Annotated in this window: 16 protein-coding genes; 3 read left to right on the top strand and 13 right to left on the bottom strand. The window is 62.7% G+C overall.

All coding sequences use genetic code 11. From position 1 onward, the window contains the following. Nucleotides 1-129: 129 nt before the first annotated feature. Complete coding sequence (locus ABSB13_RS04785) at nucleotides 130-438, top strand: hypothetical protein (protein WP_428105921.1); 309 nt, start codon at nucleotides 130-132, stop codon at nucleotides 436-438. Here the strand turns inward: ABSB13_RS04785 and ABSB13_RS04790 are convergent. From ABSB13_RS04790 to ABSB13_RS04805, 4 genes are all read right to left on the bottom strand, one after another. Then, nucleotides 435-1,112, bottom strand: coding sequence for a hypothetical protein (locus ABSB13_RS04790; protein WP_428105923.1), 678 nt, complete (start codon nucleotides 1,110-1,112; stop codon nucleotides 435-437). The two genes, ABSB13_RS04785 and ABSB13_RS04790, sit on opposite strands and share 4 nt — an antisense overlap. A 361-nt stretch (nucleotides 1,113-1,473) precedes the next feature. After that, the gene (locus ABSB13_RS04795; RefSeq protein WP_428105925.1) at nucleotides 1,474-1,803 is read right to left on the bottom strand and encodes an EthD domain-containing protein; all 330 of its coding nucleotides are present in this window, start codon (nucleotides 1,801-1,803) and stop codon (nucleotides 1,474-1,476) included. 54 nt (nucleotides 1,804-1,857) lie between these two features. Then, nucleotides 1,858-2,463, bottom strand: a complete 606-nt coding sequence (locus tag ABSB13_RS04800) for a tetratricopeptide repeat protein (RefSeq protein ID WP_428105927.1) — start codon at nucleotides 2,461-2,463, stop codon at nucleotides 1,858-1,860. Between the two features lie 22 nt (nucleotides 2,464-2,485). After that, nucleotides 2,486-3,646, bottom strand: a complete 1,161-nt coding sequence (locus ABSB13_RS04805) for a deoxyguanosinetriphosphate triphosphohydrolase (protein ID WP_428105929.1) — start codon at nucleotides 3,644-3,646, stop codon at nucleotides 2,486-2,488. Between the two features lie 203 nt (nucleotides 3,647-3,849). Between ABSB13_RS04805 and ABSB13_RS04810 the strand changes: the two genes are divergently transcribed. Further along, complete coding sequence (locus tag ABSB13_RS04810) at nucleotides 3,850-4,491, top strand: septal ring lytic transglycosylase RlpA family protein (RefSeq protein ID WP_428105931.1); 642 nt, start codon at nucleotides 3,850-3,852, stop codon at nucleotides 4,489-4,491. Continuing rightward, a complete protein-coding gene (locus tag ABSB13_RS04815) occupies nucleotides 4,488-5,828 on the top strand; it encodes a hypothetical protein (RefSeq protein WP_428105934.1) in 1,341 nt (446 codons plus the stop codon). Before ABSB13_RS04810 ends, ABSB13_RS04815 begins: the two co-directional genes overlap by 4 nt. 9 nt (nucleotides 5,829-5,837) lie before the next feature. On the opposite strand, the gene ABSB13_RS04820 is transcribed toward ABSB13_RS04815, so the two are convergent. The 9 genes from ABSB13_RS04820 to lepA form a co-directional block, all read right to left on the bottom strand. Then, the gene (locus ABSB13_RS04820; protein ID WP_428105936.1) at nucleotides 5,838-7,967 is read right to left on the bottom strand and encodes an ATP-dependent DNA helicase RecG; all 2,130 of its coding nucleotides are present in this window, start codon (nucleotides 7,965-7,967) and stop codon (nucleotides 5,838-5,840) included. Between the two features lie 25 nt (nucleotides 7,968-7,992). Continuing rightward, nucleotides 7,993-11,202 carry a carbamoyl-phosphate synthase large subunit gene (gene carB / locus ABSB13_RS04825; RefSeq protein ID WP_428105938.1) on the bottom strand — a complete coding sequence of 1,070 codons (3,210 nt, stop codon included), beginning with the start codon at nucleotides 11,200-11,202 and terminating at the stop codon, nucleotides 7,993-7,995. Between the two features lie 51 nt (nucleotides 11,203-11,253). Beyond that, on the bottom strand, nucleotides 11,254-12,447 hold the full coding sequence (gene carA, locus ABSB13_RS04830) for a glutamine-hydrolyzing carbamoyl-phosphate synthase small subunit (RefSeq protein ID WP_428105941.1): 1,194 nt from the start codon (nucleotides 12,445-12,447) through the stop codon (nucleotides 11,254-11,256). Between the two features lie 7 nt (nucleotides 12,448-12,454). After that, nucleotides 12,455-13,813 carry a dihydroorotase gene (locus tag ABSB13_RS04835; RefSeq protein WP_428105943.1) on the bottom strand — a complete coding sequence of 453 codons (1,359 nt, stop codon included), beginning with the start codon at nucleotides 13,811-13,813 and terminating at the stop codon, nucleotides 12,455-12,457. After that, nucleotides 13,810-15,750, bottom strand: coding sequence for an aspartate carbamoyltransferase catalytic subunit (locus tag ABSB13_RS04840; protein ID WP_428105946.1), 1,941 nt, complete (start codon nucleotides 15,748-15,750; stop codon nucleotides 13,810-13,812). The genes ABSB13_RS04835 and ABSB13_RS04840 overlap by 4 nt, the downstream gene beginning before the upstream one ends. A gap of 38 nt (nucleotides 15,751-15,788) precedes the next feature. Next, entirely contained in the window at nucleotides 15,789-16,331 is a 543-nt protein-coding gene (pyrR, locus tag ABSB13_RS04845; RefSeq protein ID WP_428105949.1) for a bifunctional pyr operon transcriptional regulator/uracil phosphoribosyltransferase PyrR, read from the bottom strand. Between the two features lie 172 nt (nucleotides 16,332-16,503). After that, the gene (locus ABSB13_RS04850) at nucleotides 16,504-17,103 is read right to left on the bottom strand and encodes a hypothetical protein (RefSeq protein ID WP_428105951.1); all 600 of its coding nucleotides are present in this window, start codon (nucleotides 17,101-17,103) and stop codon (nucleotides 16,504-16,506) included. Between the two features lie 26 nt (nucleotides 17,104-17,129). Next, complete coding sequence (lepB, locus tag ABSB13_RS04855) at nucleotides 17,130-17,882, bottom strand: signal peptidase I (protein WP_428105953.1); 753 nt, start codon at nucleotides 17,880-17,882, stop codon at nucleotides 17,130-17,132. A 7-nt stretch (nucleotides 17,883-17,889) separates the two neighbouring features. Further along, on the bottom strand, nucleotides 17,890-19,692 hold the full coding sequence (gene lepA / locus ABSB13_RS04860) for a translation elongation factor 4 (RefSeq protein ID WP_428105956.1): 1,803 nt from the start codon (nucleotides 19,690-19,692) through the stop codon (nucleotides 17,890-17,892).

The raw sequence follows: 19,692 nt of genomic DNA on the forward strand, positions 1-19,692 counted from the left end.
TCGAAAGATCAGAACCAGACGCGGGCCCGTTGGGGCACTTAGGGGCGCGGCAACACTTTTTGAAATGTAAACAATGCGGCTTCCAAGATACGAGAACCGTGACCAATTCATCTCGGTCTCAGCGTTGATATGGGAAAGCTGAAAGTGCTCGGCATCATCGCGGCGGTATTGGCGCTTTCCCCGGTATCCGTTTTGGCCGGAAACTCGGACAAGTTGGCGACTTGCAACGCAGCAGCGGACTTGGCGCGGGAAATTACCAAGCAACGGGATAGCGGGATCAGTTCCGATGCGCTCCGGGCTTCGGTCGCCACCCTGGCACCAAAACTGAGGAACATTGGCGAGGCGTTGATAACTCAAATATACGGAGAGACCCTTACACCAGATCAGGAGGCTGCCGCCACGCTCAACGGGTGCCTGGCCAAAGGCGAGCATGACTAATCGCCCGCAAGCGGAATTGTTGCCCAAGTCATGTTGGCGATTTTCGTTGTCACATCGATAACGAGCCGGACATTGTCATTATTTGAAGCACGGACGGGATCGAGAAGTTGGTCAGCGCGGACATTCCACCGGGTGATAAGCGAATCATCTTCCAGCAAACAGAAGATCGGACTGGTTCGGCTCAGAGAACTATCCTTGATCACATAAGCTTGTTCTCTTTCATGTTTCGGAAGCCGCAAGCCATCAGCGAGCGTAAGTAGTCGATTATCAATATCTCCCTCCGTACCAAAGATAGAACCTGGCCTTCCTTTCCTCAAAAATAAAATATCTAACTCGCAAGTAAGACCGAGATTGGCCCTGATCAACGGCACGAAATGTAAATTTCCGATCCGTGTGACCGCATCCTGTTCCCGCCAAGGTTCAGGCCAGACTTCAGAAGGCCATTGCCATTTGGGCCAATCCGCCCAATCTGACAGGGCGCCGATCACGGTTGGCATCATGGAAACATTTGCCACGTTCCGGCGTCCTGTGCTGAATTTTGGCAAGCCCGGATGAGTACGAAAAAGCTGTAAGAGTTGAGCGTGTAAGATGCGGCGGATATTTTGTTTATCTTCAAGTCGAGACTGCTTTGCAGCCGACCTTAACGGCCCGTCGTAATAAAGCGTAAAGCGCATTAGTTCGATCCTTCGATCTGGCTCCGCTTCAAATGGGGACTCGAATTCGCAAGCTCGCGCCGGATTCATAGTGCATCCGACAGTACACGCCGACTATGGCGTGTTCCAAATGAAAATCCTGCTGAAAATCATGCTGGACGCCGTCGCCGGACTGCTCGCGCCCGCGCCGCAGATGCGCTACTAGTGATCCGATTTTACCCGCGGAGGTCAGAATCCTTGAAAACATGCTTAATTATTAACATATTCCGTGAGTGTCAACATTCACCTAATCCCCACTACGCGGCATGCCTGAAAACCGAAAAAGGCCTGAAATCATTGAGTGCTCCAACGCTCCCCGTTTCGAGTGTTTTTTCTATCCGGCTCAGATTACGTGATGTTCTTCGGCGACGAAGAACGCGGTGCGGGAATGGTCGATAAACTTGCGTTCGTCTTCCAGCGCGGCTGCGACTTCCTGGGTCGCCATCGCAGCCTCCAGCGCCTTCCAATCATCGAACCACAATTCCGCGACGCCGTCGAACGCAGGCTCGCGCGCCCCGAGCGCGCGATGAATCGTGTGGCTCTGAACGTACTTGCGGCAGCCTGGAATCCGGCCCGCGATCGGACCGTGGATGTCGCGCCAGTAGCGATGAAATTCCTCATTGCTGAGATGCGGCAGCTTGCTGATGCAATAAACGATCTTGACGATTGGCAATGGATGCTCCCAGTTAACCGTGAAAAAGAAAATGCCGGTTTGGCACAGTTTTAGCTAATCCCGGCCGCTGCGTACAGCGGCGGCTTCCTTAGCGGGCGTCGCGGGCTTGTGCCCCAACGCGCGCAACGCCCTGCGCGCTACGAAGTTGCGTGGCTCGATCTTCAACGCTTCCTCGTAATACGCAATCGCATTGGCGCCTCGCTCCAACCCCACGGCGCATCGCCCCATCGCGATCAGCAGCTCGATGCCGTCGGCGCCGAATTCACGCGCGCGCTTGAGCGCAGCGAACGCCTCCGCATATTTTTCCTGATTGGCAAGCGCAAAACCAAGTCCTAAAATCGCCTCCGCGTTCAGCGGGTCGAGTTCGAGCGCGTCGCGATACATCGACAACGCCCCGCGTCTGGCTCCCTTCTGATATAGATCGCGCGCGGCGGCGGCCATTCGGGCGCCCTCCTCGGTCCATCCCCGCGATTCGACTTCCACCGTGATCTCGCCGTGCGATACTTCCGCCTTGACGAGTTTCAGCTTGTCGCCGAGGTATTCGCGCAGCCGCTCGAGAACCGCATCGCCGTTGGTCTCCGGCGACTCGAGGAATGCCATCCCGACCGGGTCGCCGACGTGATCGTTTCGCCGGATCACGAGCGATCGCCGCGCGCGCATCTTTCTCGGTGGCTTCTGTCCGTCAGACGCGTTCATTGGGATCGAACAGTTTGCGATATTCGTCGAGCGCGAAGCGGTCCGTCATCCCGGCTATGTAGTCCGCCACCGCACGTGAAATCGGCTCGCCGTAGCGCTCCGCGCGCGCGACCACGTGCTCGGGCATCTGGCGCGGCTCGGTCATGTAGGTCTCGAAAAGCTGCGCCAGCACCCTGCCCGCCTTCTCGGTCATTCGGCTGACCCTGTAATGCCGATAGAGGCGATCGCGCATGACCTGCTTGATTTCCTCGACCTTCGCGCCCACCGCGGCGCCGAAAGACGCCAGCGCCCTCCCCGCTTGTCGCACGTCCTCGACGCTGCGGATCTTGTTGCGCTCCAGTTCGCCGGCGAGGTTGGTCATCAAATCGGTGGACATCGCGTCGATCATCCTGATGACCGTCTGATAGCGGATCACGCGCATCTCGGCCGCCGGGTCCGCGCCGCGCGCCGCTGCCGCCGATTCTCTGAACAGAGCAGACTGGTTAAGTTCGTCGACCGTCAGCATCTGCGCCTTCAATCCGTCGTCAACGTCATGCGCCAGGTACGCGATTTCGTCCGCCAGGTCGACGATTTGCGCCTCCAGGCATGGGTACGTGCTCACGTCAAACTCCTGCGCTGCCGGACGATCCTGGAAGTGGGAATGCTTGACGATTCCCTCCCGCACCTCGAAGCTCAGATTGAGTCCGCGAAAATTCGGGTAGCGGATCTCGATCCAGTCCACGGTGCGCAAGCTCTGCGCGTTGTGATCGAAGCCGCCGTACGGCGCCATCAGCTCGTTGAGCACTTTCTCCCCGGCGTGGCCGAACGGCGTATGCCCCAGGTCGTGCGCCAGCGCTACCGCCTCTGCAAGTTCCTCGTTGAGACCCAGCGCCCGCGCTACCGTGCGCGCAATTTGCGCGGCTTCGAGCGTATGCGTCAGCCGGGTGCGGTAGTAATCGCCCTCGTGATTGACAAAGACCTGGGTTTTGTATTCCAGGCGTCGAAACGCGGCCGAATGGATAACCCGGTCGCGGTCGCGCGCAAAGGCGGTGCGAATCCGATGCTCGGGTTCCGGGAAGCGGCGCCCGCGACTGGCCCGCGACGCCATCGCATACGGCGCCAGCGTCCGCGCCTCTATTTCCTCAAGTTCCTGCCTCGTGCGCAGCATCGCAGCCCTTATCCCGCGGTTGGGTTAAACATCCGAGATGCTACCACGCCATCGACGGCTCTCGAAGCGCCTCGGTCGACATCGGTAAACATGCTGCGGCCTTATGCCGCCGACGCTGGGCTCTTATAATCTGACCCGGGTTAGCTGACGTGTCTGGCATTGGAAACCACGGCGCCGTCCGCCGGATCGCTTTGACGATCGCAATGAGCGCGCTTTTCGCCGCCTGCTCGCTTTCCCGTCCCGTCCAACTCCCGAGTCCTCCACCTGCCCCCGTCGTGCCGCAGCCAACTCCGACGCCGCAGGTAGTCGGGATGGCGTCGTGGTACGGGCCGGGATTCCACGGTCACAAAACCTCGGACGGCTCGGTTTACGACCAGGAGGACCTTACCGCGGCCTCCGTCGCGTTTCCATTGGGGAGCCGCGTGATGGTCACGAATCTCGACAACGGCCGGTCCGTCGAAGTGACGATTACCGACCGCGGACCGTTCCTGAAGGGGCGCAAGATCGATCTCTCGCATAAGGCGGCGCGCATGATCGGGATGCTCGACCAGGGCACCGCGCGGGTTCGTATTTCGCTGATCAGCAAGCCGGCCGGCTCGCGCGAAGTTGGCGCGCCACTGCGCTACTTCGTTCAGGTAGGTTCATTTTCCGAACAACGCAACGCCGAGCAGCTGCGACGCAAATTGGCCGCCTCCTACTCCGACGTTCATGTCGATCGGCTTGATGCCGACCATCGCCGCTATTACCGTGTGCGGATGGGTGCTTTCGCGACTCGCTCCGCCGCCGAGGCGCGCGCGTCCGCCGCCGCTCGTTTTGGATTTCCAGTCGTGATCGTCACCGAATGACCAGCCGAGCCATCTACTTCACACGACGGCTCTGGTGGCCAATCTGCGCTGTCATCGCCCTGGTCCTTTTCTGGGGATGCGCCTACTCGCTGGTCAACGGCGACCGGATTAATTCGCAGCAGGCCGCAAAAATCGAGACCGGCATCCAGGTCGTTCGCCAGCTTCGCTTCAAGCAACCGGTCCCGCTCGTCGTCAAATCTCCCGACCAGGCCGAGGCCATGATGGAGGCCGACCTGATGCGCGACTACACCGACAACCAGCTCAAGGTCGACGCCGTCGCCGGCGCACTCACCGGTCTTTTTCCCGCGGGGATCGATCTCAAGGCCGCGTCGCTCAAGCTGCTCAAGAGCCAGGTGGCGGGCTTTTACGATCCGCACGGCAAGGAAATGGTTCTGGTCGAAGGCGGCGCCGATGTTGGCCTCTGGAACAGCGCGGCCCAGTTCATGATTCAGCGCGACGTCGTCGGCGAGATGCTGCTCGCGCACGAATTGACGCATGCGCTCCAGGATCAGAATTTTGATCTCGAATCGAGCCTCGACAAGGCCAAGGACGACGACGATCGCGCGCTCGCGCTCAAGTCTGTCGCGGAAGGAGATGCGACCATCGCCGGATTCGCTTACGTGGTGGGCAGGATGGACAACAGCGTCGCCGACACGCTCGTTGACAGTCTCAAGAAACTCCCGCAAGCGCTCGCCGCGCAGGCGCCCGGCACGCCCGAGGGCCTCAGCGTTCCACTCTTGTTCCAATATTCGGACGGCGTCCGCTTCGTCGCCGAGGCTTATCGCCGCGGTGGATGGCTTGGCGTCGATGCGCTCTATCGCAATCCGCCGCAGTCGAGCCACCAGATTCTGCATCCCGCGCTCTACTTCGACAGCCCCACGCCCCAGCCGCGAATCGAGCTCGCCGGGTACGACCGGATCATGAGCGGCTGGAAAAAAGCCGACGACGATACTTACGGCGAGCTGCTCCTGCGGGTGATCCTCGAGCGCAATCTGGGCAAACAATCCGGCGAAGTCGGACTCGCCTCGCGATGGACCGCGGACCGCATGATCATCCTGCAGCAGAGCGGCAGCGTGAACGTGATCTGGATGCTCGCGTTCAGCGACGAGCAGACTGCCGGCCATTTCGCCGCCGTCTATCAGGCTTTGCTCGATCGCTTGCTCGGCGCCTCCACCCCGCATCGCATCGATACCCGCTCGAAGGCAGTGCTGGTCGTGATCGGGCCGGGCGCGAATTATTTCGAGACTCTCGCGCCTGCCATTTGGAGCGCCAGCGCGATCGAATCAGGCGGCGCCGCCGCGCGTATCAAGACCTCCGCCGCGGCTGCCGCTCAATAGGGCTCCGCCCTACCCTACGTCGCCCAGACTGAACCCCAGCGCCAGCATTTTCCTGACCGCCGCCCGCGCGCCTTCCGATTCCCGGCTCGCCAGCGACGGATCGCGCCGGATCCAGTCGTCAGCCAGCTTGCGCGCGCGTTCGATCGTGCGATGGTCGCGAATCAGATGAACGAAGCGCAGCGGCAGCGCCCCGGTCTGCCGCGCGCCGAGCAAATCGCCCGGACCGCGCAGCCGCAAGTCGGCCTCCGCGACCTCCGCGCCCGTCATGCTCTCGCGCATGACCGCGAGGCGCTCCAGCGCCGGTTCGTCCGCGTCGCTCGACGCCACCAGGCAGCATCGCGACGGCTTCTCGCCGCGCCCCACCCTGCCGCGCAGCTGATGCAATTGCGCCAGGCCGTAGCGTTCCGCCGCGACCACCACGATTATCGTCGCCTCCGGCACGTCGATTCCCACTTCTACCACCGTCGTGCAGACCAGTACGTTGATCGCGCCGTCGCGAAATTCACGCATCGCGCGATCCTTTTCCGAGGTCACCATCCGTCCGTGCATCGTGCCGATTCTCGCGCCGTGCAACACCCCCTTCTTAAGCCGCGCCGCCGTGGCGGATACCGACTTGGCTTCGTCTTCGTCGCCCTCGATAAACGGCACGACGTAGTACGCGCGTCCACCGCCGTCGATCTCGGCGCGCAGCTCCTCATGCACGCGCGCGATATCGTCCTCAGTGTGAATCTCGGTCGCGATCGGCGTCCGCCCCGCCGGCAGCTCGTCGAGAAATGATACGTCGAGATTTGCGAACAGGCTCATCGCCAGGCTTCTCGGGATCGGCGTCGCCGTCATCATCAGCAGATTCGCCTTCGGCCCCAATGCTTTCATCTTCGCGCGATCGAAAACGCCGAATCGATGCTGCTCATCGATCACGCCGAGCGCGAGGCCGCGCATTCGCACCCGCTCCTGTATCAGCGCATGCGTTCCGAACACGACGCCGGTTTCGCCGGTTGAAAGTTCGCGCAAAATCTCGCTGCGTGCCGCACCGGTCACGCTCCCCGTGAGGATCGCACTCTTTACTCCGAGCCGCCCGCACACGCGCGCGAATCCCCGGTAATGCTGCTCGGCGAGCAGTTCCGTCGGCGCCATCATCGCCGCCTGATGCCCGCATTCGACCGCCCGGATCATCGCCCAGAACGCAACAATCGTCTTGCCGCTGCCGACGTCGCCCATCAGCATCCGGTTCATCTGGTTCGGCCGCGCCAGATCGGCGCCGATTTCCTCTATCGCGCGCGATTGCGACCCGGTCAGCACAAACGGCAGATCCTCCGTCATCCTCGCGCTGAGGCTCCTGAAGCCAGCGAGCGCTATTCCGCTGCGGCGCGCGCTGCGGATGCGTTCAATCGAAAGCGCCAGCTCGAACGCGAACAGTTCATCGAATGCGAGCGCCAGATGGCCGCGCGATTCTCCGTTGGCCAGGGCATCGAAGTCGGCATCGGGCGGCGGATCGTGAATGTAGCCGAGTGCGTCGCGAACCGCCGGAACTTCGCTGCGCACTTCGTCGGGGATCGCTCCGCGGATCGAGCTGCCCGTCTCGGCCAGCGCGCGCGCCACCAGACTCGCGAACAGCCGTTGCCCGACTATCGAAGGGACACGGTAAACCGGGCGGATCGCCTTCGGCTCACCATCCGACAGCGGATGCAACTCTGGTTGCACTATCTCGATTCCGCCGTCGAGTCCCGCCGCCACTCGCCCGCGAACCAACACACGCTCGCCGCCCGGAAGATAGCCGCGCATGTAAGCGGGCAGGTTGAACCACACGACCCGAATCCGCATCTCGCCCACGGTGAGCCATCCCGACGCGAGCCGGCGCCACCGCGAGCCGCGCATCGGCCGCTCGGAAATCTTGCCGAGGTCGCCTTCGACGACGACGATGTTCCCGGCGCGCAGATCATCAGGCGGCGTCCGCTCGCGCCAATCCTGGTAACGCGCCGGCAAATGAAAAACGAGATCGCCTGCCGTCACGATCCCGCGCGCTTCCAGAGCCGCCGCGCGCTTGGGACCGATCCCCGCCATCGCGGCAAGCGGGCTATCGATCTGAAGCGCCCCGCGCTTGTGCCCTAGTACCGCTTCTGACAAGCCGTCAGGCCGCATCTTTTCCTAACATTGAGTGCAGGGGTCACCCCTGCCGATGGTAATCCTGCAGCGCGCGCACCTCGAGCGGCTCGTGCTTCAGTGCGAAGATTCCTTCGACCGCCGCCTTCGCCCCCGCCATCGTCGTGAAATACGGCAGCCGAAGCTCCAGCGCGGTGCGCCGAATCGAGAACGAATCCTTCGTGCCGCTCGCGTCCGGCGTGTTGACGACCATCGCAACCCGCCCATCCTTCATCGCGTCCACTATATGCGGGCTGCCTTCGAGCACCTTGTTGACGCGTTCGCAATCGAGTCCGAGATTTTGAATATGCTTCGCGGTCCCGCGCGTCCCGATCAGACCGAATCCCATCGCAGCGAGCCCGCGCGCTATCGGCTCTAGGTATCGCTTGTCTTCGTCGCGGACGCTGATGAACACCCGCCCGGCGTCGGGCAGATTAGACGACGCAGCCAGCTCCGCCTTGGCAAACGCCATCGCGAACGTCGTGTCGATTCCCATCACTTCACCGGTCGATTTCATCTCCGGTCCCAGAATCGTATCGACGCCCGGGAATCGCCCGAACGGAAACACCGACTCCTTGACCGCAACGTGAGTCGGCACGCGTTCCGTGGTGAAACCAATTTCGCCGAGCTTCTTCCCCGCCATCACCAGCGCGGCATACTTTGCCAGGGGCACGCCGATCGCCTTGCTGACGAACGGAATCGTGCGCGACGCGCGCGGATTGACTTCCAGGATAAAAACTTCGCCTTCGTAAATCGCGTACTGGATATTGATCAACCCGATCACGCCGAGTTCGCGCGCTAGCATTTTGGTCTGCGCGATCAGCTGCTGCTGGATCGCGGCGCTCAGCGTGGTCGGCGGGATCGCGCACGCGCTGTCGCCCGAATGAATCCCGGCGTGCTCGACGTGCTCCATTATTCCGCCGATCACGACCGTCTCGCCGTCGGCGATCGCGTCCACGTCCACTTCGATAGCGCCTTGCAGATAGCGATCGATCAACAGCGGATGCCGCTCGGAGGCTTGTAGAGCCTGCGTCACGTATCGGCGCAGCTCCTCTTCGTTCGGGATCACCTCCATCGCGCGCCCGCCCAGCACGTACGACGGCCGGATCAGCACCGGGTAGCCGACCTTGGATGCGCCCGCGATCGCATCCTCCAGCCCGCGCGCCAACACGCCCTCGGGCTGGCGCAGCCCCAGCTGCGTCACCATCGCGTTGAATCGCTCGCGATCCTCGGCGCGGTCTATCGCATCGGGACTCGTCCCCAGAATCGGCACGCCCGCCCGCTCCAGCGGCACCGCGAGCTTGAGCGGTGTCTGCCCGCCGAACTGCACGATCACGCCGACCGGCTTCTCGCGCTCCGCGATCGCCATCACGTCCTCGAACGTCAGCGGCTCGAAGTACAGACGATCCGAGATGTCGTAATCGGTCGAGACAGTCTCGGGGTTGCAGTTCACCATGATCGTTTCGAAGCCGCCCTCTTTGAGCGCCATGCTTGCGTGCACGCAGCAGTAGTCAAACTCGATACCCTGTCCTATGCGGTTCGGCCCGCCGCCCAAAATGATCACTTTCTTGCGCGCGGTCGGCGGCGCCTCGTCCTCGCCTTCGTAAGTCGAGTAGAGGTACGGCGTGAACGCCTCGAATTCCGCGCCGCAGGTGTCCACCGATTTGAAAACCGGAAGTACTCCCGCCTGGCGCCGCGCCGACGCCACCGCAGCTTCATCGATTCCGCGCAGTTCCGCGATTCGCCGATCGGAAAATCCCATCGGCTTGAACTCCCGGAAATATGCCGCGCCAAGCGGCTCGCGCGCGACGCGCTTTTCCTCCGCCACCAGATCCGCGACTGCGTCGATAAACCACGGATCGATCTTGCTCAACTGGTAAACTTCCGCCCGCGTTATTCCCAGCCGCAAAGCGTCCGCCAGATGGTACAGGCGATGGCTGCTGGCGATCCCGACTTGAGCGCGGATCTGCGCCGTCGCATGACCGCTCGGCGGCTGTGGGAGCCCGCTCTCCAGCCCGTGCGAGCCTATTTCGAGCGAGCGCAGCGCCTTCTGCAGCGACTCCTTGAAGGTCCGCCCGATCGCCATCGCCTCGCCGACCGACTTCATCTGCGGCCCCAGCTCGTCGGCCGCGCCGCGAAACTTCTCGAACGTGAAGCGCGGAATCTTGGTGACCACGTAGTCGATCGTCGGCTCGAAGCACGACGGCGTCATGCGCGTGATGTCGTTGGGAATCTCGTCGAGCCGGTAGCCCACCGCCAGCCGCGCCGCGATCTTGGCGATTGGAAATCCGGTGGCCTTCGACGCCAGCGCCGAACTGCGCGACACGCGCGGATTCATCTCGATCACGACCATCCGTCCGGTCCTGGGTTCGATCGCAAACTGGATGTTCGATCCGCCGGTATCGACGCCGATTTCGCGGATGATGCGAATCGCCGCGTCGCGCATGATCTGGTATTCCTTGTCGGTCAGCGTCTGCGCGGGCGCCACCGTTATCGAATCGCCGGTGTGCACGCCCATCGGATCCAGATTTTCGATCGAGCAGATGATCACGACGTTGTCCGCCGTGTCGCGCATCACCTCGAGCTCGAATTCCTTCCATCCTTCGACCGATTGCTCGATCAGCACTTCGTGGCTCGGCGATTGTTCAAGCCCGTACGCCACCTTGGCGCGATAGTCGTCGAGTTCGCGGGCGATCGAGCCTCCCGTTCCGCCCAGCGTTCGCGACGGCCGGATGATCACCGGCAGGCCAAGCTCGCCCAGCACCGCGTCGGCGTCGGCCGACGAACGCGCAATGGCGGAACGCGGCACCTCGAGCCCGATTTTCAGCATCGCCTGCTTGAACAGGTCGCGATCCTCGGCCTTCTTGATCGCGCCGAGCTTCGCCCCGATAAGTTCGCACTTGAATCGATCGAGTACGCCCGCCTCGGCAAGCTCGATCGCCAGGTTCAGCGCGGTCTGCCCGCCGACCGTCGGCAGGATCGCGTCGGGCCGTTCGCGCTCGATGATCTTCGTCAGCACCGCCAGCGTCATCGGCTCTACATAGGTGCGATCCGCCAGGTCCGGGTCGGTCATTATCGTCGCCGGATTCGAATTGACCAGGACCAGCCGCAGCCCTTCCTCGCGCAGCGCCTTGACCGCCTGCGTGCCCGAGTAATCGAACTCGCACGCCTGCCCGATGACGATTGGCCCCGAGCCAATCAGCAACACCGATTTCAAATCTTTACGAAGCGGCAACTTGGTTGTCCCAATATCTCGAAGCTGGATCGAGTCGATGCGTTGATCGGGTCATTGCGCCGATGCCTCGGCGGCAAGGATTCGGTCCAGCGCCTGCGCGCCGTAACGCGGGAACGCTTCGACCAGTTTTTTGAATCGCGCAAACAGGTAGCTCGAATCGTGCGGCCCCGGCGAGGCCTCGGGATGGTACTGCACGGAAAAGAACGGCACTCCGGTTCCCTGCAGGCCTTCGACAGTGTTGTCGTTGAGGTTCAGATGCGAAAGCGTCGCGCGTCTTCTCAACGACTCGTCATCGACGGCGAAGCCGTGGTTCTGCGCCGTGATCTCGACGCGCCGGGTGCGCAAGTCCATCACCGGATGATTGGCGCCATGATGCCCGAAGTCGAGCTTGTAAGTCTTGCCGCCCAGCGCCAGCCCGATCAACTGATGGCCAAGGCAGATGCCGAACACCGGCTTCTTGCCGAGCACGCCCGCGATGGCTTTGTAAGCGTACGGCAGCGCCGCAGGGTCGCCCGGCCCGTTCGACAGGAAAATTCCGTCGGGGTTCTGCGCGAGGATCTCGTCGGCACTCGAGGTCGCCGGGATCACCTTCACGCGAAAGCCGGTCGCGACCAGCCGGCGCAATATGTTCAGCTTGATCCCGTAGTCGAGCGCGACAATCGTGGGCGCATCGCGCATCGCTTCGTGGCTCATGCGGACGTGGCCGCTTCCCAATTTCCAATCGCCGAAGTCCCAATCGTAAGCCTCGGTGGAGGTGACCTCTTTCACGAGATCGCGGCCGATCATTCCCGGCGACGCCTTGGCCTTGCGCACCAGCGAGTCGGCGTCCAGATCGACGCTCGAAATCACCGCTTCCTGCGCGCCGCGCGTGCGCAAATGTCGGACCAGCGCGCGCGTGTCGATACCTTCGATACCGACCACGCCTGCCTCTTCCAGGTACTTTCCAAGCGCCATCTCCGAGCGCCAGTTCGACGGCCGCTCCCAGTATTCCTTGACGATGAAACCCTCGACGTACACGCGCCGCGACTCTGCATCCTCGGCGTTGATTCCGACGTTGCCGATTTCCGGATAAGTCATGCAGACCAGCTGGCCCTTGTACGACGGGTCGGTCAGCACTTCCTGGTAGCCGGTCATCGCGGTGTTGAAGACCGCTTCGCCCACGGTCTCACCCACCGCGCCGAATGCGCGGCCGCGGAAAATTCGCCCGTCGGCCAGCGCCAGTATCGCTTCGCGCCCTTTGCTCATCGATCCGCTACGCCTTCCTTCCGTCGAAAACGATTTCGCCCGCAACGATAGTCAGCACCGCCCTGCCCTTCAGCCGCATCCCCGCGAACGGAGTGTTGCGGCTCTTTGACAGGAATTTTTCCGGCGCAACGGTCCACTCGAGGTTGGGATCAATCACCGTGATGTCCGCGACCGCGCCAACCGCAAGCGTGCCTGCCTCCAGCCGCAGCAGCGCCGCGGGATTGAGCGACATCATCTCGACCAGGCGCGCCGGTTCGATCAGGGATCGATGCACCAGGCCGAGCGCAAGTCCGAGCGAGGTCTCGAGACCCACGACTCCGTTCGCCGCGTGCGCGAATAGCTCGGCTGCGTCGCGCTCGAGATGCCCGGCCTGGCGCCCCGGACCGAAAAAGGCGCCGAGTTGCTCCATCCGCTTCGATTTCGGATCGTGCGGCGCATGGTCGGTCGCGATCATGTCAACGGTGCCATCGCGAATCGCCGCATGGAGCGCTTCGACGTCGTCGCGATTGCGAAGCGGAGGGTTCATCTTCGCGTTCGGCCCCCAGGTCAGCGCGGCGCTTTCGTCCAACGTGAAATGATGCGGCGTCACCTCGCAGGTGACTTGCGCGCCACGTTGGCGAGCGGCGCGGATGAGTTCGAGCGACTCGGCGGTCGATACGTGCGCGACGTGAACCGCCGCGCCCGAGCCGATCGCGATCGCGAGATCGCGGCGCACGCGATTCGGTTCCGCCGAATGCACATAGCCGCTGACGCCCAAATGCTCGGCTACCGCGCCGGCGTTCACCGCTCCACCGCATGACAACGCGCGATCCTCTTCATGGAGCGCGACCGCATATCCAAGCCGCATGGTTTCATCCAACGCGCGCGACAGGACGCCGGCATCGTCGATCGGAATCCCATCGTCGGAAAACAGTCGCGCACCCGCATCGACCATTGCGGCGAAATCCACCGGCTCGATTCCGCCAAGCCCGTGCGTGACCGCCGAAACCGGCGCCAGCCGCGTGCAATGGGCTTGCGCGGCGCGCTCGAGCATGTAGCGCGTAATGGCAGGACAGTCGTTGACCGGCGAGGTATTCGCCATGGCGGCCACGGTCGTAAAACCACCGGCGGCCGCCGCGCGCAAGCCGGTCAGGATCGTTTCCTTTTCAGGGAAGCCGGGGTCGCGCAAATGTACATGCGGGTCGATCAGGCCGGGCACGATCCACCATCCGCTCGCGTCGACTATACTTGCATCGTCCAAATTCATCCGAGTCCCGGTCCGCTCCACCGCCGCAATCTCGCCGTCGCGCACCAGTAAGTCATACTGGCCGTCGAGTGCGCTAACGGGATCGAGCACCCGCCCGCCTCTGAGCAGGATTGAGTTCAATGCGCCGCCTCGGGCTCTTTCAGCGGTTCGACGATTGAATAGATCATTACGCGATCGTGCGATTTGCTCTCCGCGCCGGCCGCGGCGAAGCGCACCTGCACGCGCTCGCCGCGCGAGGTCGGAATATTCTTGCCGACATAGTTTGGCCGAATCGGAACGGCGCGATGCCCGCGATCGATCAACACCGCCAGTTTGACCGCGGCCGGACGCCCGCGCTGCCAGATCGTCGCCATCGCGCGTTGCACGGTCCAGCCGCTGTTAATCACGTCATCGACAAGAATTATCGTGCGGTCTTCGACGCTGAAATCCTCGGCGCCGTCGATCGGATGCAACGCGTCAGCCGGCTTGTACGCATCGAGCGCCGCGCACGGAGCAAGAACTCCGGTCTTCGCTCCAATCAGGTCGCGCAGCCGAAGCGCAAGCATCGCGCCGTGACTGACGACACCCACAATCGACACTGCGGGCATATCGTGAACGTCGGCAATCACCTGGTCGGCGAGCGATTCGATCGCACCGACTACTTCCTCTTCATTCATGATTTCGCGCTGCGGACCGCGCCGGTACGGCTCGTAGCCGGCCTCTTCGGCCTGCTTGCGGCTCTCGAATACGGCCAGCGAGCCTTCTTCGATCCATTGGCGGACATAGCCTTGCTGGTTTTCGTCGAAGCGATAGTAGCGATGCGTTCGCGCATGACCGACGTATTCGGTCTTCAGTTCGCGCTCGCAGAAGCCGCACTTCAGCGCGAGCACGGTGGTATCGATACTGCGCCCGAGCGTGAATCGCGGCGCCAGGTAGGCGCCCTCGAATCGCGTGACGCAGTTCGGATTGGAGCATCGCGGCAGCGGCTCGGTCTTGAAGCGAATCGCCTCGGCTATCGGCCGCGGACCGGTGGATGCGCCGGCGGCTTTCTCCATCAGCAATGAGATCAACGCCATTCGGACCGGCACGCCGGCCGCGGCCTGCTCGAAATAAACCGCACGCGGATCGGCATCGAGCTCGTACGCCAGCTCGCCGAGGCGCGGCAGCGGATGCATCACGACGGCTTCCTGCGTGCGGCTGGTGCGCAGCGCGCGCGCGTCGAAGCGGACATACTCCCCGGCGCCGGCCTCCTTTCCCGACATGCGCTCCTTCTGCAGGCGCGTGACGTAGAATGCATCGAGCGCGGCCGGAGGCTCGGCCACCGGGATTTGTCGAAGCGCGCCGTCGCCGGTAAAAAGCGCCATCTGATGCGGCGCGCTGGGAGTCAGATAGAGAGCGTCGAGGCCGCCCGCCAACGACTTGAGCTCATCCATCGTGACGGTCGACAAGCTGTAGTTGCGCTCGGTGGCAAGCCGCTCGAGGACGTAATCCGGAACGTCCATGCCGCTGGTCGGCACGGCGACGATGTTCGCGCCGAAACGCGCGAGCGCGTAGATCAGCGAATGCACAGTGCGGCCGAACTTCAAGTCGCCGCATAGCGCGACCGTGAGTCCCTTCAGATGGCCCTTCTTTTTGCGCAGAATGTAGAGATCGCAAAGCGTCTGCGAGGGATGCTCGCGGCTGCCGTCGCCCGCGTTCAGCACCGGGCATGGCGCATACTCCGCGGCCACGCGGGCCGCGCCGTCGTGCGGATGGCGCAGCACGATCAGGTCGGCGTAGCCGGCGACGACGCGCACGGTATCGGCCAGGCTCTCACCCTTGGCGGCGGAGCTCGCGTGCATATCGGCCGAGCTGATCACGGAGCCGCCGAGGCGATGCATCGACGACTCGAAGCTGAGCCGCGTGCGCGTCGAGGGTTCGTAGAACAGCGTCGCCATGATCAGCCCGGCGGCTGTAGTGATCTGCTCGCCGCGCTCGAGCTGGGCGGCAAAGCCGTCGGCGAGCGCAAACACGCGTTCGATGTCCGAGGTTTCGAGGTCCTCGATCGAAACGACGTCAAATTTTGCCAGCCGTGACATTGTATCGTTCGTCCTTCAGCGCGCGCGGGGGTTCGACCTCATCTTGCGTTGCCAACCACGACCGCGTCCGCGCCGTCGATTTCAGCCAGCCGCACAAAAACGCGCTGGCCCGGCGGAGCCTGGATATTCTTGCCCACGTAGTCGGCGCGAATCGGAAGCTCGCGCTCTCCGCGATCGACCAGAACGGCGAGCTGCACCGATTCCGCGCGGCCGAGATCGGAGATCGCATCGAGCGCGGCGCGCACGGTTCGCCCGGTGTACAGCACGTCGTCAACCAGCACGACCCGCTTGGCGTCGAGGGAAAAAGGAATGTCGCGGCCGATTAGCCGGGGATCGCCGGGCAAGCCCTTGCCGTCATCGCGGTACGAAGAAATGTCCAGCGTACCGACGGGGACCGCGCGCCTGCCATTGGCGCGCAACTCGGCGGCGATCCGTTCGGCGAGCGTGGCGCCGCGCCGGACGATTCCCACCAGCACGATATTGTCCGCGCCGCCGTTGCGCTCGGCTATCTCCATCGCGATCCGCTTGAGCGAGCGCCCGAGCTGAGCGGCGTCGAGTGCGACATTGGGCGCGGCGCTCATCGCGACGCCCAAAAAAAATCCCGGCTGCAAAAACAGCCGGGTCCGGAAATGTACACTTTCATCGTCGTCCCTTTTCGCTATCTCAGTAGCGGGTTAAAGGTGACTAGAATTTACGATCGCGAAGGATGCGCGTCAACCCCGCGCTCAATCCCGCTCCACATCCCGGCGAGAGTCATGCGCCGCCCTTGCGCTCGAGTTTTTTTAAGCGTTGATCCTGGTCGCGGGTCTGAACCGTGATCCGGTCATCGAAGCGGTCGAACTTGCGCGCGAGATTGGCCAGCGATTTGCTGGTTTGCCTGAGCTCGGCGCCGAGTTTCTTCGCGGCCATTTCCGCGGACGCCGCTATTTCCCGCTTGAGAATCCTGGTCGTCTCGCTCCTTGAGTCCGCCGCCTGCGTGCCGGTGGACGCCACTGCGCGGGCGGCTTCTTCGCGGAACTCGACGGCGCGTGCGGCGAACTCGCCGCGCAGGCCCTTCTCAGCGCCGAGCAGCTCGTCGCGGAACTCGATGCGCGCCTTGCCAAGCGCCTCGCCGATGCGCACGATCTCGGCGCCGAGATCGTCGCGCGTCGCGACGATACCGCGGCGATTTTCGGCAATCTGCTCGGACAGGAAGCGAATCTGCCCGCCGACCTCCGCGAACTGTTCGAAGATCTCATCGCGCAGCGTGTCCATGCGTCCGCCGAAGCCCGAGACTGCCTCGATCACAAGATCGAAGCGGGCGCCCAGCTCCTCGAGGATCGCGCCAATCCGGTTTACCGCTTCGTCCGCCACCTGATGCTCCCTTTTCGGATCTCCGGTCAGTGCACGATCATCCCGACTCGATCCCACCTGATGTACTCGAACCACAAGAGGATGTCGCTCAGCATCGAGGCGCCATCCGCCTTCTCCTCATTCCAGGGCAGGTAGATGATTGTGGCGCGCCCTTCGACGTCGTTGAGATCGACGAAGCCCCAGAAACGGCTGTCGTAGCTGCGATCGCGATTATCGCCCATCATGAATAGCTTGCCGGGCGGGACAGTTACGGGTCCGAAGTTGTCGCGCGGCGAGACCGGCGATCGATCCTGCGGGGAAACCTCCCAGTGCCGATGCGGGTCGGGCATCTCGGAACCGTTGAGCCAGACGACGCCGTTCTTCACCGCAATCGTGTCGCCGGCGACGCCGATCACGCGCTTGATGAAATCCTTGGTGCGATCGGGCGGGAAGACGAACACTACGACGTCGCCGCGATGCACCGGCGCGAGATGAAAAACATAGTCGCCCAACGGCAGGCCGGGAATCTCGAGGCCGAGAAGCGAGTCCGGCATCCGCAGTCCGTAAACAATCTTGTTGACCAGTATATGGTCGCCGATGAGCAACGTCGGTTCCATCGAGCCCGACGGAATTTTGTACGCTTGCACGAAGAACGTGCGGATGAAGATCGCGAGCACGAGCGCGATGAACATCGCCTCGCCATACTCGCGCGTGACGGACTTCTGCGCCGGCGCGTGATTGGCGGTCTCGGCGGCGTTTTGCGGCTGAGCTTTGGAAATGTTGCGCGCTGTTTCGGCCACGATTGCCCTACTCCCCGACCTTGAGCAGGGCCAGGAAAGCCTCTTGCGGAATCTCGACCCGCCCGACCTGCTTCATCCGCTTCTTGCCTTCCTTTTGCTTCTCGAGCAGCTTTCGTTTTCGCGTGATGTCGCCGCCGTAGCACTTGGCGGTGACGTTCTTGCGCAGCGCCTTCACGGATTCCCGCGCGATAATCTTGGAACCGATCCCGGCTTGAATCGCGACTTCGAACATCTGGCGTGGAATCAGTTCGCGCATCTTTTCGCATAACGCCCGGCCCCGTTCGTAGGACTTGTCGCGATGCACGATAATCGAAAGCGCGTCCACCACCTCGCCGTTAATTCGAATGTCCAATTTAACCAGAGGCCCGGCACGGAAGTCCAGAAACTCGTAGTCCAACGACGCGTAGCCACGGCTCACCGATTTCAGCCGATCGTAAAAATCGAAGACGATCTCCGCAAGCGGCAATTCGTAGTGCAGGATCACGCGCTTTTCACCGAGGAAACGCAGATCGCGCTGGATGCCGCGCCGGTCTTCGCACAGCTTCATCACCGCGCCGAGGTACTCCTCGGGCATGTGGATAGAAGTGAGGATGAACGGCTCCTCGATCGCCTCGATCGTGTTCTCATCGGGCAGATGCGCGGGATTGTCCACCGTCATCAGCTCGCCCGAAACCGTGCGCACCTGGTAGGCGACCGTCGGCGCGGTCACGATCAGGTTGATTCCGAATTCGCGCTCCAGGCGCTCCTGCGCGATTTCCATGTGCAGCAAGCCCAGGAACCCTGCGCGAAAGCCGAAGCCCAGCGCCTGCGAGGTCTCGGGTTCGCAGATGAGGCTCGCGTCGTTGAGCCGCAGCTTTTCGATCGCGTCGCGCAGCGCGCCGTACTGATTCGCCTCGGTCGGATACAGGCCCGCGAACACCATCGGCTTCAACTCCTTGAAGCCTGGCAGCGGCGCCGCCGCGGGATTGTCCGCATCGGTAATCGTATCGCCCACCCGCATGTCCGCGACGGTTTTGATCCCCGCCACGACAAACCCGACCTCGCCCGGGCCGAGCGCGTCGGTGGGCCGTTCGTGCGGCGTGAAATGCCCCAGGCGCATCACTTCGCCCAGCTTGTCGGTGCCCATCAGCCGAACTTTCATCCCGACGTGGATTTCGCCGCCGAAGACGCGGATCAATCCGATCACGCCCTCGTACACGTCGTACCAACTGTCGAAGATGAGCGCGCGAACCGCGTCCTCGCCGGTGCTTTTCGGCGCCGGTATTCGCGCGACGATCGCTTCGAGCACATCGTCGATCCCCACGCCCTCCTTGGCGCTGGTAAGAATCGCCTCGGAGGCATCCAGCCCGATGATTTCCTCGATTTGATGCCGGGTGCGCTCGACATCCGCGCTCGGCAGATCGATTTTGTTGATCACCGGAATAATTTCGAGCCCGTGATCGAGCGCGAGATAAACGTTGGCGAGCGTTTGCGCCTCCACGCCCTGGCTCGCATCGACCACCAGCAGCGCACCCTCGCACGCGGCCAGGCTGCGCGAAACTTCGTAGGCGAAATCGACGTGACCGGGCGTATCGATCAGGTTCAGCACGTAGCCTTTTCCGTCTTTGGCCGTGTAATTCAGCCGCACCGAGCGCGCCTTGATCGTGATTCCGCGCTCGCGCTCGAGGTCCATCGAGTCCAGAAACTGATCCTTCGACTCGCGCATCGTGAGCGCACCGGTGCGCTCGAGGATTCGATCGGCCAGCGTGGACTTGCCGTGATCGATATGCGCGATGATCGAAAAATTGCGAATCAAGGCGGCTTCGGTCAT

It is taken from the genome of Binatus sp. (SeqCode) (assembly GCF_050013435.1).
Classification (GTDB): Bacteria; Desulfobacterota; Binatia; order Binatales; family Binataceae; genus Binatus.

Coding starts and splice junctions, on each gene's coding strand:
- ABSB13_RS04785 (WP_428105921.1), top strand. CDS start 130: ATGGGAAAGCTGAAAGTGCTCGGCATCATCGCGGCGGTATTGGCGCTT.
- ABSB13_RS04790 (WP_428105923.1), bottom strand. CDS start 1,112: ATGCGCTTTACGCTTTATTACGACGGGCCGTTAAGGTCGGCTGCAAAG.
- ABSB13_RS04800 (WP_428105927.1), bottom strand. CDS start 2,463: ATGCGCGCGCGGCGATCGCTCGTGATCCGGCGAAACGATCACGTCGGC.
- ABSB13_RS04805 (WP_428105929.1), bottom strand. CDS start 3,646: ATGCTGCGCACGAGGCAGGAACTTGAGGAAATAGAGGCGCGGACGCTG.
- ABSB13_RS04810 (WP_428105931.1), top strand. CDS start 3,850: ATGAGCGCGCTTTTCGCCGCCTGCTCGCTTTCCCGTCCCGTCCAACTC.
- ABSB13_RS04815 (WP_428105934.1), top strand. CDS start 4,488: ATGACCAGCCGAGCCATCTACTTCACACGACGGCTCTGGTGGCCAATC.
- ABSB13_RS04820 (WP_428105936.1), bottom strand. CDS start 7,967: ATGCGGCCTGACGGCTTGTCAGAAGCGGTACTAGGGCACAAGCGCGGG.
- carA (WP_428105941.1), bottom strand. CDS start 12,447: ATGAGCAAAGGGCGCGAAGCGATACTGGCGCTGGCCGACGGGCGAATT.
- ABSB13_RS04840 (WP_428105946.1), bottom strand. CDS start 15,750: ATGTCACGGCTGGCAAAATTTGACGTCGTTTCGATCGAGGACCTCGAA.
- pyrR (WP_428105949.1), bottom strand. CDS start 16,331: ATGAGCGCCGCGCCCAATGTCGCACTCGACGCCGCTCAGCTCGGGCGC.
- lepA (WP_428105956.1), bottom strand. CDS start 19,692: ATGACCGAAGCCGCCTTGATTCGCAATTTTTCGATCATCGCGCATATC.